Below are 14057 nucleotides of genomic sequence, written 5' to 3' on the forward strand. Positions count from 1 at the left end.
GCTGGCATTCTTCCACCACCTCACAACAACACCGGACATGTCGAACAAGAAAATCGTCAAGGCAGCGCCCGCCGACGAGCAGGGCGCATCGATCGTTTCGCGTCGAGGATTCCTGAAGTTCGCCGGCGCATCGAGTCTCGCAACCGCCGCGGGCGCGCTTTCGTCGGCGGCGCGCGGCGCAAACGGTACCGCACCCGACGGCACACCCGAGCAGGTGCATCTGACCTGGGGCAACGACCCGACGAGCGAAGTCACGGTGTCGTGGTCGTCGCTCGCGGTCGCAAGCAATCCGCAGGTGCGCCTGAGCGGGCTGAACGGCGCGGACCGGCAACGGCACACCGTGCATGCGGTGCAGAGCACCTATACCGACGGCATCAACGGCGAGGTCGTCTTCAGCTATCACGCCCGCCTGCGCGATCTGAAGGCCGATACGCATTACCAGTACGAAGTGACGGCCGACAACGACAGCAATGCGTCGCAGCCCTTTAGCGCGAGTTTCCGCACCGCGCCGCATGGCCGCACGCCGTTTCGCTGGACCAGTTACGGCGATCTCGCGACGCCGAATACGAACTGGGTATTGTCGTCGCCGCAAAGCCGCTTCGCGGTGCAGGCCGTCGAGCGCTTTCAGCCGCTGTTTCACCTGCTCAACGGCGACCTCTGCTACGCGAACCTGAATCCGATGCAGCAGCCCGAGGTGTGGCGCGACTTCGGCAACAATGCACAGACGTCCGCGTCGAACCGGCCGTGGATGCCGTGCCCCGGCAATCACGAACTCGAATTCAACAACGGCGAGCAGGGGCAGGCGTCGTATCTGTCGCGCTATACGCTGCCCGACAATCACACGCGTTTTCAGGGCCGCTGGTACAGCTTTCGCGTCGGCGCGGTGCTGTTCGTTTCGCTCGACGCGGACGACGTCATCTATCAGGATGGCGCGGCATTCGTTGCGGGGCCCACGCCATTGACGCCGGTGGCGAGCACCGGCAATCCGCCGATTCCGGCCGGCACCTCGCTCTACGTGCGCGGCTATAGCAACGGCGAGCAGACACGCTGGCTCGAAAACGTCTTGCAGCGCGCCGCACATGACGGCGACATCGACTGGATCGTCGTGCAGATGCATCAGGACGCGCTCAGTTCGTCGAAGACCGGCAACGGCTCGGACAAGGGCATTCGCGAAGCGTGGCTACCGCTCTTCGATCGCTATGGCGTGGACCTCGTGCTGTGCGGCCACGATCACGACTACGAGCGCAGTTATCCGGTGCGCGGTTGCAATCACCACAAGGGCACCGACATCGCGACGGGCCGGCCGGTCGATACGTTGCAGCCGAAGCCGGTCATGTCGGCGGTTTCGCATGGCGAGTCGACGTTCGATACGAGCCACGGCACGATTCACCTGATTCTCGGCGGTGGCGGCACGAGCGCGCCGCTCGACGTGTATGGCGTCGATGCCGGCACGGGTCTGCCGCAAGCGCGCATTTTCACGAAGCCGAATCGCCCGGCTCCGTCGACGACGACAACGGGCGCGTTCGTGCGCGCCAACGCGGATGCGGTCGAAGACGCGATCTGGTCCGCGCAGCGCGACACCGGCACCGGCTACGGTATCGCGGTGTTCGATTACGATCCGGGCGAGCATGGCGGGGAGACCACGATTACGATGAACTACTACCATGCGCCCGGCGCGGATCAAACGCCGACCGCCGACTACGAACTGTTCGAAACGATCGAGCTGAAGAAGAAACGGCACAAATAAGAAAGCGCATATCGTTCGGTAATCCGTAGCAATCCCGCAGCAGCAAGGGCCGCTTATTTCGAGCGGCCCTTGTTTTTTCGCGTTCAGCGCATGCCCTGCAAAAACGCGAATTCATTTTGTTACACGTCTTACTGGCGCTCGGCTATGTGGTTACAAAAGCCTTTCGAATGCGCCGTTATACTCGGCACCGTCTCATCAAAACAAAAGACCTGCTATGTCGAAGAGAATCATCCAGATGGTTGCCGTGGCCGCCTTGAGCGCCGCAGCGTCGTTGCCGGTCATGGCCGGCGATATGAACAACATGCTCGGCGGCGCGCTGGGCGGTGTGGCCGGTGCCGCACTTGGCGGCGCAGTGGGCGGCAGCACGGGCGCGGTGATCGGTGGCGCGGTCGGCGGCGGTGCCGGTGGCGCCGTAACGTCGAATCGCCGCGAGCGCACGGGCGCGATTATCGGCGGCGCGCTGGGCGGCGGTGCGGGCACCGCGGCCGGCAACGCAATGGGCGGCCGCGGCGGTGGACTGATCGGCGCGGCGGTCGGTGGCGGTGCAGGTTCGGCGCTCGGTGGCAATATCTCGCGCTCGAACTCCTACGAGCGCGATTATTCGCGCGGCTACCATTCGGGCAAGCGTCATCACAAGCGCCGCCGTTACGACTGATACGCTGGCCTCGCGTTTTCGCGCGGCAGGTCCCGCCTCGCGACGCATGCTTCCGGCCCGGCGAAATCGGCAAGGTGCTGAATCGCCGGGCGGCGCTGCATGACGTTGCGATAAAAACCTCGCAACGTCATTCAGCGCCCTTCAGCTTCCATCACGCATGCAAGATCAGCTTCTGAATCCGCCAGTTCAATAGCTCCGCGACGAATAGCGTGTTCTCGGCGGGACATGCCATCTGATGAATCCAGCCGAACTGCTTCGGCTGCTTGCCCGATTGGCCGAGCACGCCGAGTACCTTGCCGTCGAGCGTCAACTTGTAGATGCGGCCGGGAAACGCATCGGCGCTATAGAGTACCTGGTGAGGCCCCGGCGAGATGCAGATGGCCCACGGCGAGCCCGGTGCGAACGTGCCCGCGGCGATGTCGGCTTCGCTCGGCATGTTGCCGATCGCGGGGCGTGCATCCGGCGGCACCGGCACGTCGATCGTGAACTGGCGCAGGAACGTGCCTTCGGTATCGAACACCTGAATGCGCCGGTTGCTGCGATCGGCCACATAGACGTGGTCGTTTGCGTCGACGGCAATACTGTGCGGCGTATGGAATTGCCCCGGACCCGTGCCGCGATCGCCCCACGACTTGAGCCAGTTGCCGTCGCGATCGACCTTGGCGACGCGCGAGTTGATATAGCCGTCGCTGATATAGGCGTTGCCCGCTTTGTCCCACGCGACGTCGGTTACCTGGCGAAAGCGTCCGGGCTCGGCCGGCAGCGGCGGATTCGGATGCTTGAGCGGCGCGGTGTCCTCGTCCGACGCTTCCTGCTTGCGGCCGAACACCATGGCAACGCGTCCGTCCGGCGTGAACTTGATCACCATGTCGGAGCCTTTGTCCGTGACCCAGATGTTGTCGTGCCGGTCAACCTTGACCGAATGCGCGAACGACCACGCATAGAGGTTATGGCCGATCTCGCGCACGAAGCGTCCGTCGGGCGCGAATTCGAGCAGTTGAGCCGCGGCCGCGCCATAGGCGGGGCCCGTGCTGTTGCCGCGCGACAGCACGAAGATGTGTCCGCGCGAATTGAGCGCGACGCCCGAGCATTCGCCGAAATACATGTCGGCCGGCAGGCGTACGGGATTGGCAATCGAGTCGTAGGCGATGGAAGGAACGGTTGGTGTGTCCGCAAATACCGAGGGCATGGCGAGCCCCGCGGCACTGCCGGCAATTAGGCTCATGAAAGTCCTGCGGCTCATTGCCCGATGCTCCGCGATGCCGCAGCATGGACAGAACATGCCATATTGCTCGCTCATTCATCGTCTCCTTGATTGTCCGTTCGACCTGGGCCGACTCGCACCCGAAGTGTGCAAAGGCAATCGTAGTGCACAAAACGCTTAATAGCTAAGGCGTCTTGTGTTGCATGAGGAGAGGGCTTGGGTTGTGAGCGTTCATGTGCGACGACGTCATGGCTTCGCGGCGGCTCTTTGCTACTATGTAGCACCGCGACTGCTTTGAACCATCACACAAGGAGATTCGAATGAGCAAGGGTTATTGGGTGTCGTCGTACCGCAAAACGAACGACCCGCAGAAACTGGCCGCCTACGCGCAATTGGCCCCGGCCGCGGTGGCCGCGGCAGGCGGCAAGTTTCTCGTGCGTGGGGTGGCGGACGAGGCGCGCGAGCAAGGCCTCACGGAGCGCACGGTCGTGATCGAATTCCCGACGTACGAGCAGGCCGTCGCCGCTTACGACAGCGAGGAGTACAAGAAGGCGCTGGCCGCATTGGGCGATGGCGTCGAGCGCGATTTGCGCATCGTGCGCGGCGTCGACTGACGCGCAGCGCGCAAGCCAGACGAATCAGCCGCACGAGTTGCCTGCGCCGCAACACGTGCGGCAGCGCGAGGTCTATCTCGTCGCTACCCCATCAGCGCTACTTCACTGCGCCCAGCGCCAGCCCCTTCACGAGATAGCGCTGCAACCACGCGAACACGACCGACACCGGCAAGGTCGCGCACAAGGTTGCCGCCATCACGAGATGCCATTCGACGACGTACTTGCCCGCGACCATATCGGTCACCTGCACGGTCAGCGTCTTGTTCTCCGGTGAGCGGATCAGCGTATAGACCACCGCGAACTCGTTCCATGCATTGATGAACGTGAAGATCGCGGTCACGACGATGGCCGGCACCGCCAGCGGCAGAAACACCTTGAATACCGCGCGGGTGCGGCTGCATCCTTCGAGCCATGCCGATTCTTCCAGGTCCTGCGGCACGGTCTGAAAGTACGACGACAGCATCCACACCGCGAACGCGATATTGAACGCCGCATACGACACGATCACGCCGATCTTCGAATCGACCAGATTGCCGTCGCCCCACGGAATCATTGCGGCAAGGCGGAACAGGCCGACCACGAGCAGGATCGGCGAGAGCATCTGCGTGACGAGCAGGAACTGGCGGTACAGGCCGCGTCCGCGAAACGGAAAACGCGCGAGCGCGTAAGCGGCGGGCAGGCTCACCGCGAGTGCGAGCGAGGTCGACAGCAAACTGATGATCGTGCTGTTGCGCAGCGCGACGCCGAAGTTGGCCGCTTCCCACATGTCGACGAAATTGCGCCACTGCCAGTGCACCGGCAGCCAGCGCGCCGGGTACACGAAGATCTCCGAAGCCGGTTTTACGGCGGTGAAGAACATCACCGCGAACGGAAACAGCACGACGATCACGAGCGGCGAGAGCGCGAGCCAGCACCACAGCGAGCGCTTTGTCCGGGCACTGAGACTCATGACGGCGCTCCTTCTTTCGCGCGTTGCAGACGCAGATAGGCAATCGAGAACACGAACAGCATGACGAGCATGATGAGCGACACGGCGGCGGCCTCGCCGGGGCGTCCGAGCCGGAACCCCAGTTCGTACAGGTACGTGACGAGAATGTGCGTGCCGTTGTCGGGGCCGCCCTGGGTCATGACCCAGATGATCGGAAACGAGTTGAACACGTAGATCACGTTCAGCAGGATCGCCATGTTGATGAATGGGCGCAGGAGCGGCATCGTCAACAGGCGGAACTGCTGCCATGCGCTCGCGCCGTCGATGCGCGCGGCTTCGTAGATATCGCCCGGCACCGAGGAGAGGCCGCCGAGGAAGATCGTCACCGTAAACGGAATCGACACGAGAATGCCGACCGCGATTTCTACAGGAAATGCGAGCTCGGGCGTGGCGAGCCAATGTATCGGGCCGCCGATCAAACCGAGCCGCTGCAGCGTGACGTTGACCATGCCGTAGTCGTCGTTGAAGGCCCAGCGCCATACGACGGCGGTCATCGTCAGCGAGACGGACCACGGCAGCATCACGATCGTGCGGGCGATGCCGCGGCCGTGGAAGTCCTGATTCAGAATCAGCGCGACCGGCACCGAGATCGCGACGGTGCCGCCCACCACGCACACGGTCCAGACAATCGTGCGGCGCACGGAAGAAAGAAACACCGGGTCCTGGAACACGTTGATGAAATTCTGCAGACCGGTGAAGTCGCGAATCGCGCCGAAGCGCGACACCTCGTGCAGCGATTGCCACACGATGTTGAAAATCGGGTAGCTGATGATGAACAGCGCGAGCACGAGGCTCGGCGCGATCAGCAACCAGGGCGCGTGCGCGCGCGGAGAAACGGAACGGCTCATGCGTGCTCGATCGTAAGACGCGCCCGCGTTACACGGCGGGCGCGACGGAATGGGCCGGAGAGTGCGTCAAGTAATCGGACTGTTGGGTGAAGCCGTGCCGAAGCGGACTCGCGCGCCGTCGTGGCAACGGCGGCGCGCGTTCCGGATTCTACCCGTCAACGCCCGATTATTCCGAACGACGGTGCCTCAGTGACCAAGCGACTTGTTCGCCTGCGCCGCCGCGGCGTTCAGCGCGTCGGCCGGTTGCGCCTTGCCGAGGTAGATCGACTGCATCGCGTCGGTCACGGCCTTCGCGGTGTCTTCCCAACCCGTTACGGTCGGCGCGAAGTGAGCGGTCGGCAGCAACGCGACAAATGCTTTGGTATCCGGATCGTTGAATGCCGGGTCCGCTGCTTCGGCCTTCGTGGTCGGCAGGAAGCCCTCGGTCGTCGTGAACTCGACGCGCGGTTCCTTCGTGAACAGATAGTCGAGGAACTTCCACGCGCTCTTCTTCACTTTCGAGTTCTTGAACATCACGATCGAATCGGTGACCGCGTATGTCGCGTGCGTCGTGCCCATCGGCACCGGATCGATGCCGTACTTGAGGTTCGGCGCTTCCTTCTTGATCTGCTTGGCGAGGAACGGCGCCGAGATCGCCATCGCGACGCGGCCCTGCTTGAAGAGGTTCTGCACGTCTTCGCGGCTATAGCCGGTCACGCCCGGTTGCGTGAGCCCCTGGTCGATCATCGTCTTGTAGAGCGTGGCGGCCTTGATGCCGGCCGGCGAATTGAACGCGGCCTTGCCGTCCTTGCCGACCACGTCGCCGCCGTTGGTCCACAGCGCGTAGTAATAGTAGACGTCGGTTTCGATTTCCTTGCCTTGCAGACCGAAGCCGGCAATGCCTTGCGCCTTCAGTTTCTTCGACGCGTCGATCACGTCGCTCCAGCTCTTCGGGCCGTCGGGATAGCCGACCTTCGCGAGCAGGTCCTTGTTGTAGTAGAGCGCGCGAGCCGAAGCGGCAATCGGCAGGCCGTAGGTCTTGCCGTTGATCTGGCCAGGAGCCAGGAACGGCCCGATGAAGCGGTTCTTGAAGTTCGCGTCCATGTAGCCGTCGAGCGGCTCGGCCACGTCGTCCTTCACGAAGTCGAGCAGCCAGCGCGTGCCGACGATCGCGAGGTCGGCGTTGGCGCCGCCGGAAATGTCCGTTTGCAGCTTCTGTTGCAGCGTGTCCCAGTTCACGTCTTCGATCTTGATGGTCGTGCCGGGGTTGGCCTTCTCGAAGTTGCGCGCCATTTTCTTGAAGTACGGCGCGGTGGCATCGCTGTAGTGAGCGACGGTCACGCGGACCGTGTCGGCGTGGGCCGCCACGGCGATACCTGCAAACGCGAGCGCCACGGCGACTTTGCCTAGCGCGAGGGAAGCACGGGCATGCAACGACATTTCTCTCTCCTGTGGGTGGTTTGCCGCCGTCGCCGGCCGCCTTGGGTTGATTGTTTGAAAAAATCCTACATGACGAAAAATGGCTTGTCACGTAGGGTCTGCGATATTTCTTTTACCCCGGGTTTGTGCATAAGATGCTGTAAAGCATGGGGTATTCTGCATTGCGTGATGACACGAAAACCCATTCTTCGGGATCACCACGAGCGTGGCTCGCATCAGGCTTGTAGGAAATTTACAGAGTGGTCCGCGGCTCGGGTGGCACGGGCGGGGCGTGGACGAGTGAGGTCGAGATGAATCGTGTGGTGTTGGTGACAGGGGCGTGCGGCGGGATCGGCAGCGTGTTGTGCAGGCGCTTCGTGGCGGAGGGCGACACGGTGCTCGCGCTCGACATCGACGCGGCCGCGCTGCAAGCGCTGAGCGCGCAACTCGGCAAGGACAACGTCACGCCGGTCGCGGTCGATCTCGGCGACGCCGCTGCGGTGCAGCAGGCGGTGGCCGCGGCGGTCGCGACGCGTGGGCCAGTCGACGTGCTGGTCGCGAACGCGGGCGCGGCGCTCGGCACGACGCTCGCGACGACCGATGCCGCGAGCTGGCAGCGCGACGTGCATCTGAATCTGAACGGCACGTATCACACGGTGGAAGCGGTGCGTGCCTCGATGATCGAGCGGCAACGCGGCGCGCTCGTGCTGATCGGCTCGGTGAACGGACTCGCGGCGCTTGGCCATCCCGCGTATAGCGCGGCGAAGGCCGGGCTCGTCAGTTATACGAAAGCACTCGCCATCGAACTGGGCCGCTACGGCATTCGCGCGAACATCGTGTGTCCGGGCACGGTGAAGACGCAGGCGTGGCAGGCGCGGGTCGATAAAAACCCGCAGGTGTTCGAGGACCTGAAAAAGTGGTACCCGTTGCGCGACTTCGCGACGCCCGACGATATTGCCGACGCGGTGCTGTTTCTCGCCTCGCCGATGGCGCGCGTGATTACCGGCGTCGCGCTGCCGGTGGACGGCGGGTTGATGGCGGGCAACCGTTTGATGGCCGAGGAACTGACGCTCGAATCGTTTTGAGCCGGCGCCTTGAGCGCATGGGTAACGACGCAGGCAAGACAACACGCAGCAAGACAATGAGGACAGCATGGCAGCAGTGCAACTGAGCGGCATCTTCAAGCGCTATGGCGACACGCAGGTCGTGCACGGCATCGATCTCGACATCGACGACGGCGAGTTCGTCGTGCTGGTCGGTCCGTCGGGCTGCGGCAAGAGCACGCTGATGCGGATGGTGGCGGGGCTCGAAGAGATCAGCGGCGGCGATCTGATGATCGGCGGCACGCGTGCGAATACGCTCGCGCCGCAGCAGCGCAATATCTCGATGGTGTTCCAGAGCTATGCGCTCTATCCGCATCTGTCGGTCTACGACAACATCGCATTCGGTCCGCGGATTCGTAAGGAATCCTCGGCGAGATTCAAGCCGCGCATCGACGCCGCCGCGAAGATGCTGAATCTCAGCGGCTATCTGGACCGCTTGCCGCGCGCGCTGTCGGGCGGCCAGCGGCAACGCGTGGCGATGGGCCGCGCGGTGGTGCGCGAGCCGTCGCTGTTCCTGTTCGACGAACCGCTGTCGAATCTCGACGCGAAACTGCGCGTGCAGATGCGCACCGAAATCAAGGCGCTGCATCAGCGGCTGAAGAATACGGTGATCTACGTCACGCACGATCAGATCGAGGCGATGACGATGGCCGATCGCATCGTCGTGATGAACGCGGGGCGCATCGAGCAGATCGGCATGCCGCTCGAACTGTACGACCGGCCCGCGAATCTGTTCGTCGCGAGCTTTCTCGGTTCGCCGTCGATGAATTTTGCCGAGGGCGTGATCGTCAATCGCACGCAAGGCGCGGGTCTTGCGCTGAAACTCGCGGACGGCGGCGAGGTCGCGCTCGACGGCGCGCCGGCCTCGGCGGTGGTTGGCGCGAAGGTCACGCTCGGCGTGCGGCCCGAGCACATCGAAATCGCGACGCAAACGCCCGATGCCGAGCTCGACGTCGAAGTGATCGAGCCGACCGGCGCCGAGACGCATCTGTATGGGAAAATTGGCGTCGTCACATGGTGCGTGACGACGCGCGAGCGCTCGAGGATCGAGCCCGGCCAGCGAGTCGCACTGCGCTTGCCGGCCGAATGCATTCATCTGTTCGATACGGAGAGTGGACGCAGGCTGGTCTGAACCGCGTGTTGCCGCTCGGGGCTCATTCGAGCCGAACCAGCCGCGAGCGACGCGGGTCCCTCTGTAACAGACCCTAAGGAACACCGGGTGTCCGCAGCGAACTTGATTCCCCATATCCGCGGCGCGCTTGCGAGTCTGCGGCCCGCCGAGCGCAAGGTCGCCGAGATGGTGCTCGCCGACGTCGACTTCGCGATGCGCGCGAGCATTACCGAACTCGCGCAACGCGCCGACGTGTCCGAGCCTTCCGTCACGCGTTTTTGCCGCGCGATCGGCGCGCATGGTCTGCGCGACTTCAAGATGCAGCTCGCGCAGAGCGTGGCGGGCGGACTGCCGTACGCGTCGGCCACGGTCGCGCGCGACGACGACGTGCAGACCCTGATGGACAAGGTCGGCGAGGCGGCGATCGATGGCATCACGCACGCGCGTGGCGCGCTCGATCCGGCCGTGGTCGAAAGCGCGATTGCCGCGCTATCGAGCGCGCGGCGCGTGTTTTTCTTCGGCGTGGGTTCGGGCTCGGGGCTCGTCGCGCAGGACGCGGCGCTGCGCTTTCTGCGTATCGACATCGCCGCGGCGTCGTTTACCGACGGTCATTTGCAGCGGCTTTACGCGGGCCTGATGGAACCCGGCGACGTGGCGTTCGCGATCTCGCATTCGGGGCGCAGCGTCGAGGTGAACGAGAGCATCCAGATCGCGAAGGAGCGCGGCGCGACGACAATCGCGCTGACCAACGTCGGTTCGCGGCTTGCCTGGCTCGTCGATATTCCACTGCTGCTGCGCGTGCCGAGCCCGATCGATCCGAATACGCCAGGCGTGTCGCGGCTCGTGCAGTTGTGCATCATGGATGCGCTGGCGATCGGCGTCGCCTTGAAGGCCGGTCCGCAGACGCTCGAAAAGATGCGCCATGCGAAGGCGAGGCTCGGGTCGCATGAGCCGGAGGGGGCGGGGTAGGTGTCGCTTGGCGGAAAAGCGCCTACGTCCCCCCACTTTCCGCATCGTTCGCTGCCATCCACCCGAACCGTCGCGACAATCGCAGTGTGGCGGCGCGCAAGATCCGCGCAGGCTGGCCCGACGGTTCGCAATCGAAGCTGCCGCTTGTCCCCATTACCGCAAGCACGACGCAGATGCTGCCCGTGTGATCGAGCACGGGCGCGGCGAGCGTGTCGATGCCAGGCACCGGACGGCTCAATGCGGTATCGATGCCATGCGAGCGAATCTGCGCGAGACGTTGCGCGTAGCGGCTTTTTTGCGTGGCGATAGCCGTTGCGCTCGCGCCTGCGAGCCGCAGATGATCCTGGGCGAGCAGACCCACGCGCACGTCGTCGGCGACATACGCAGCAAACACGCGGCCAATCGCGGTATTGACGAGCGACATCACCGTGCCGACCCGCAAGCTCACATGCAATGGCCGTGCCGCTTCTTCGAGGCGCACGACGGTCGGCCCGAGCGGTCCGAGCACCGCCATCGCGACGCTCATGCCGGTCGAGGCCGCAAGATCGATGACTTCGGGCTCGGCCTCGCGCGTCGGCGAGAGGCGCTGCAAGCCGATCAAACCCAGTTCGAGCGCAAGCGGTCCGGCCTCGAAGCAGCCCGCCGCATCGCGGCTCAGCAGACCGATTTTCAGCAGACTCACGAGATGCGGAAACGCTTTCGCGGGCGGCATGCCGGCCGCGGCTGCGAGATCGCGCAGACTCAGCGGCCGCGCGGCGGTGGCGAGTGCGTTCAGCAGGTCGCCGGTGTTGTCGAGCGCTTGAATGCCGCGCTGCGGTTTGGCGTCGGCGGCGTCGGGAGAGAGCGGGGCGGAATCGGTCACGATGGAAAGCGGGCTATAGGGATGAGGCGAGTGCCAATGTCGAAGACGCGGAAGAAGACACCGCGAGTTCGGCGCCGATCTCGCTCGCCGTGGCGAGCAACGCATGCGCAAGCGGGCCGTCGGCAGCCACGTCGATCGCGCCGGTCGAGCCGATTACCGTCAGCGCGAGTAGAAGGCGGCCTTCGCCGTCGAGCACCGGCGCACTCAGACTGCTGATGCCGGGACTCGGCGCGTCGACACTGCTCTCGAGCCCGCGCGCGCGAATGCGTTCGAGCGTCGTCTCGAACGCGGCGCGTCCGGCGGGTGTCGTCATCGCGCGCTCGGCTGCGCCGGACTGATTCGCCCACATCGCGTCGAGCGTCTCGCGCGGCAGATACGCGCAAAACACGCGTCCCGTCGAGGTCGCCGGCAACGACATCACGGTGCCGATATGCAGATTGACGTGCAGCGGGAACCCCGCATGCTCGTAGCGGACGATGGTCGGCCCCTGCGGCGCGGCAATGCAGATCGCGACGCTAAAGCCGATCGCCTCGGCGAGCGCCGCGACGCGCGGCACGGCGGCGCGGAATGCGGGCTGGTTTTCGAGCCGCAGCAGACCGAGCCGCAGCGCGAGCGGCCCAGGCTCGTAACGGCCCGACAGTTCGTCGCGCTTGATGAGTCCCAGGCGGCTCAGGCTCACGAGGTAGGCATGTGCCTGGCCTGGCGCGATCTGCGCGGCACTCGCGAGATCGGACAGCGCAAGCGGAACGCGAGCGCCAGCGAGCGCGAGCAGCACGCGGCCGCTCACTTCGACGCTTTGAATGCCGCGTTGCGGTTTGGCGGTTTCCGGGGGCGCATTGTCGGCGCTGTCAGTGCTGCCGCTGCTCAGGCGTGAGCCTTTGCTCCTCGCGCGGCTTGTAATCGCCGTACCGTTCGCGCTTGCCGCCGATTTCGTCGCTTTGCTCACATTCGCGTTCGTCCGTAAAAAGCGCTTCATGTTAATCGAAGGATTGCCTTCTCCCAAGACCGCGCCGGGCAAGAGCTACCCGATAGGCGGCTTTCCAGGAGCCCAGTCGACCGGGTGTTCGAGCGAGACCTGCAAGCGGCCGCGCAACTCGGGATGTACCGAAGCCTGGTTGAGGACGGCCATGCCGCCAATCTGCCGTAAGGTTTCGTCGGTCAGCGGAGCAGTCGGGTCGTCGGAGCCAAGCGGCACATTCATTGCCGATCCGCGCGCGATCTGCCGGTCGATGGCTCCCTGGATTTCGTCCCGGTACACGGTACACAGCTGGAGCTGTTGCGTTTCCTCGTTATAAAAAATCACGGTGGCACGAAGGCGTTGGGTCATTTCATCAACCTCTGCAGTGCTGGTAATTTGCGAATGCTGTTTGCTTGCACATGGATTCTGCGCGTCGCCGTTGGTTTGCGTATAGCGATACTTTTAGCTATTGACAAATAAAACGTGACGACCATACCATGCATTCACCCCGACACACCGGCGCAATGACCGAACACAAAGCGGGGCGAGACAAGCTTCCAATCCCGCTGGCCCTTCGGTCTTCCTGCCGATGCGCCACGCCGTCTCGCCTCGCCCCCATCCCCGACGGAGACAAGCATGGCAAAGGCATTTGCATCGCAGGCCGATCTCGAAGCGAAGAAAGTCACGTGGACCCAACTGTCCGAGAACGCCTATGCGTACACCGCCGAGGGCGATCCGAACTCGGGCGTCGTCATCGGCGACGACGGCGTGCTGATCGTCGACACCACTGCGACGCCCGCCATGGCGCAGGACCTGATCGCAAGGATTCGCAGCGTCACCGACAAGCCGATCAAATACGTCGTGCTGTCGCATTACCATGCGGTGCGCGTGCTCGGCGCGTCCGCGTATTTCGCCGAGGGCGCGCAGCAGATCATCGCGAGCCGCGGCACGTACGAGATGATCGTCGAGCGCGGCGAAGCGGACATGAAGTCGGAGATCGAGCGCTTTCCGCGCCTCTTTGCCGGCGTCGAAACGGTGCCGGGACTCACGTGGCCGACGCTCGTGTTCGAGCGGGAAATCACGCTGTTTCTCGGCAAGCTCGAAGTGCGCATCGCGCATCTGGGCGCCGGTCATACGAAGGGCGACACGATCGTGTGGCTGCCGTCGCAGAAGGTGCTGTTTTCCGGCGATCTCGTCGAATACGAAGCGGCCTGCTATTGCGGCGACGCGCAGCTCGAACAGTGGCCGGCCACGCTCGAAGCGTTGCGCGCGCTGCAGGCCGACAAGCTCGTGCCGGGCCGCGGCCCCGCGCTGACCACGCCGGCCGACGTCGACAAGGGCCTCGATTACACGAAGGATTTCGTCACGACGCTATTGCAGACGGGCCGTGAAGCGGTCGCGCGAAAGCTCGACCTGAAGGCCGCGATGGCGCATACGCGCGAGGCGATGGACCTGAAGTTCGGCCACGTCTTCATCTACGAGCATTGTCTGCCGTTCGACGTGTCGCGCGCGTTCGACGAAGCGAGCGGCATCGCGCATCCGCGCATCTGGACCGCGCAGCGCGACAAGGAGATGTGGGCCGCGCTGCAAGTCTGATAGC

The 14057-nt window shown here is 64.2% G+C and carries 14 protein-coding genes; 7 read left to right on the forward strand and 7 right to left on the reverse strand.

What is annotated here, in order from left to right; genetic code table 11:
- The first annotated feature begins 37 nt into the window (after positions 1–37).
- Positions 38–1747: a metallophosphoesterase family protein gene (locus F3J20_RS14840; protein WP_167283738.1), complete on the forward strand. Its 1710-nt coding sequence runs from the start codon at positions 38–40 to the stop codon at positions 1745–1747.
- A 214-nt stretch (positions 1748–1961) separates the two neighbouring features.
- Positions 1962–2402 carry a hypothetical protein gene (locus tag F3J20_RS14845; protein ID WP_167042717.1) on the forward strand — a complete coding sequence of 147 codons (441 nt, stop codon included), beginning with the start codon at positions 1962–1964 and terminating at the stop codon, positions 2400–2402.
- Positions 2403–2553: 151 nt separating this feature from the next.
- Here F3J20_RS14845 and F3J20_RS14850 read toward each other — a convergent pair whose 3' ends face one another.
- Positions 2554–3702 carry a peptidyl-alpha-hydroxyglycine alpha-amidating lyase family protein gene (locus tag F3J20_RS14850; protein WP_167283739.1) on the reverse strand — a complete coding sequence of 383 codons (1149 nt, stop codon included), beginning with the start codon at positions 3700–3702 and terminating at the stop codon, positions 2554–2556.
- A gap of 224 nt (positions 3703–3926) precedes the next feature.
- Between F3J20_RS14850 and F3J20_RS14855 the strand changes: the two genes are divergently transcribed.
- Positions 3927–4220: a DUF1330 domain-containing protein gene (locus F3J20_RS14855; protein WP_167042713.1), complete on the forward strand. Its 294-nt coding sequence runs from the start codon at positions 3927–3929 to the stop codon at positions 4218–4220.
- A 97-nt stretch (positions 4221–4317) separates the two neighbouring features.
- Here the strand turns inward: F3J20_RS14855 and F3J20_RS14860 are convergent, their stop codons facing one another.
- The 3 genes from F3J20_RS14860 to F3J20_RS14870 form a co-directional block, all read right to left on the reverse strand.
- Positions 4318–5169: a carbohydrate ABC transporter permease gene (locus F3J20_RS14860; protein WP_167283740.1), complete on the reverse strand. Its 852-nt coding sequence runs from the start codon at positions 5167–5169 to the stop codon at positions 4318–4320.
- On the reverse strand, positions 5166–6056 hold the full coding sequence (locus F3J20_RS14865; protein WP_167042709.1) for a sugar ABC transporter permease: 891 nt from the start codon (positions 6054–6056) through the stop codon (positions 5166–5168). The genes F3J20_RS14860 and F3J20_RS14865 overlap by 4 nt, the downstream gene beginning before the upstream one ends.
- Before the next feature lie 186 nt (positions 6057–6242).
- The gene (locus F3J20_RS14870) at positions 6243–7475 is read right to left on the reverse strand and encodes a sugar ABC transporter substrate-binding protein (protein ID WP_167283741.1); all 1233 of its coding nucleotides are present in this window, start codon (positions 7473–7475) and stop codon (positions 6243–6245) included.
- A 290-nt stretch (positions 7476–7765) separates the two neighbouring features.
- Between F3J20_RS14870 and F3J20_RS14875 the strand changes: the two genes are divergently transcribed.
- From F3J20_RS14875 to F3J20_RS14885, 3 genes are all read left to right on the forward strand, one after another.
- Complete coding sequence (locus tag F3J20_RS14875; protein WP_167042705.1) at positions 7766–8539, forward strand: SDR family oxidoreductase; 774 nt, start codon at positions 7766–7768, stop codon at positions 8537–8539.
- A 67-nt stretch (positions 8540–8606) separates the two neighbouring features.
- Positions 8607–9689, forward strand: coding sequence for a sn-glycerol-3-phosphate ABC transporter ATP-binding protein UgpC (ugpC, locus tag F3J20_RS14880; RefSeq protein WP_167042703.1), 1083 nt, complete (start codon positions 8607–8609; stop codon positions 9687–9689).
- Between the two features lie 87 nt (positions 9690–9776).
- A complete protein-coding gene (locus F3J20_RS14885; RefSeq protein ID WP_167283742.1) occupies positions 9777–10637 on the forward strand; it encodes an SIS domain-containing protein in 861 nt (286 codons plus the stop codon).
- Between the two features lie 22 nt (positions 10638–10659).
- On the opposite strand, the gene F3J20_RS14890 is transcribed toward F3J20_RS14885, so the two are convergent.
- The 3 genes from F3J20_RS14890 to F3J20_RS14900 all read right to left on the reverse strand — a co-directional run bounded on the left by F3J20_RS14890 (position 10660) and on the right by F3J20_RS14900 (position 12826).
- Positions 10660–11499 (reverse strand): IclR family transcriptional regulator, encoded by an 840-nt coding sequence (locus F3J20_RS14890; protein ID WP_345889885.1) that lies wholly within the window; start codon positions 11497–11499, stop codon positions 10660–10662.
- Positions 11500–11512: 13 nt separating this feature from the next.
- Positions 11513–12445 carry an IclR family transcriptional regulator gene (locus tag F3J20_RS14895; RefSeq protein ID WP_345889886.1) on the reverse strand — a complete coding sequence of 311 codons (933 nt, stop codon included), beginning with the start codon at positions 12443–12445 and terminating at the stop codon, positions 11513–11515.
- Positions 12446–12520: 75 nt separating this feature from the next.
- Complete coding sequence (locus F3J20_RS14900) at positions 12521–12826, reverse strand: hypothetical protein (protein ID WP_167042858.1); 306 nt, start codon at positions 12824–12826, stop codon at positions 12521–12523.
- A gap of 267 nt (positions 12827–13093) precedes the next feature.
- Here F3J20_RS14900 and F3J20_RS14905 point away from each other — a divergent pair, with 267 nt between their 5' ends.
- On the forward strand, positions 13094–14053 hold the full coding sequence (locus F3J20_RS14905) for an MBL fold metallo-hydrolase (protein ID WP_167283745.1): 960 nt from the start codon (positions 13094–13096) through the stop codon (positions 14051–14053).
- Positions 14054–14057: the final 4 nt, after the last annotated feature.

This window comes from Paraburkholderia sp. Cy-641, from assembly GCF_011752945.1.
In the GTDB taxonomy this organism is placed as follows: domain Bacteria; phylum Pseudomonadota; class Gammaproteobacteria; order Burkholderiales; family Burkholderiaceae; genus Paraburkholderia.

Excerpts from the sequence above, each read along its gene's own strand:
- F3J20_RS14840 (WP_167283738.1), top strand. The coding sequence starts at position 38 with ATGTCGAACAAGAAAATCGTCAAGGCAGCGCCCGCCGACGAGCAGGGC.
- F3J20_RS14845 (WP_167042717.1), top strand. The coding sequence starts at position 1,962 with ATGTCGAAGAGAATCATCCAGATGGTTGCCGTGGCCGCCTTGAGCGCC.
- F3J20_RS14850 (WP_167283739.1), bottom strand. The coding sequence starts at position 3,702 with ATGAGCGAGCAATATGGCATGTTCTGTCCATGCTGCGGCATCGCGGAG.
- F3J20_RS14855 (WP_167042713.1), top strand. The coding sequence starts at position 3,927 with ATGAGCAAGGGTTATTGGGTGTCGTCGTACCGCAAAACGAACGACCCG.
- F3J20_RS14860 (WP_167283740.1), bottom strand. The coding sequence starts at position 5,169 with ATGAGTCTCAGTGCCCGGACAAAGCGCTCGCTGTGGTGCTGGCTCGCG.
- F3J20_RS14865 (WP_167042709.1), bottom strand. The coding sequence starts at position 6,056 with ATGAGCCGTTCCGTTTCTCCGCGCGCGCACGCGCCCTGGTTGCTGATC.
- F3J20_RS14870 (WP_167283741.1), bottom strand. The coding sequence starts at position 7,475 with ATGTCGTTGCATGCCCGTGCTTCCCTCGCGCTAGGCAAAGTCGCCGTG.
- F3J20_RS14875 (WP_167042705.1), top strand. The coding sequence starts at position 7,766 with ATGAATCGTGTGGTGTTGGTGACAGGGGCGTGCGGCGGGATCGGCAGC.
- ugpC (WP_167042703.1), top strand. The coding sequence starts at position 8,607 with ATGGCAGCAGTGCAACTGAGCGGCATCTTCAAGCGCTATGGCGACACG.
- F3J20_RS14900 (WP_167042858.1), bottom strand. The coding sequence starts at position 12,826 with ATGACCCAACGCCTTCGTGCCACCGTGATTTTTTATAACGAGGAAACG.
- F3J20_RS14905 (WP_167283745.1), top strand. The coding sequence starts at position 13,094 with ATGGCAAAGGCATTTGCATCGCAGGCCGATCTCGAAGCGAAGAAAGTC.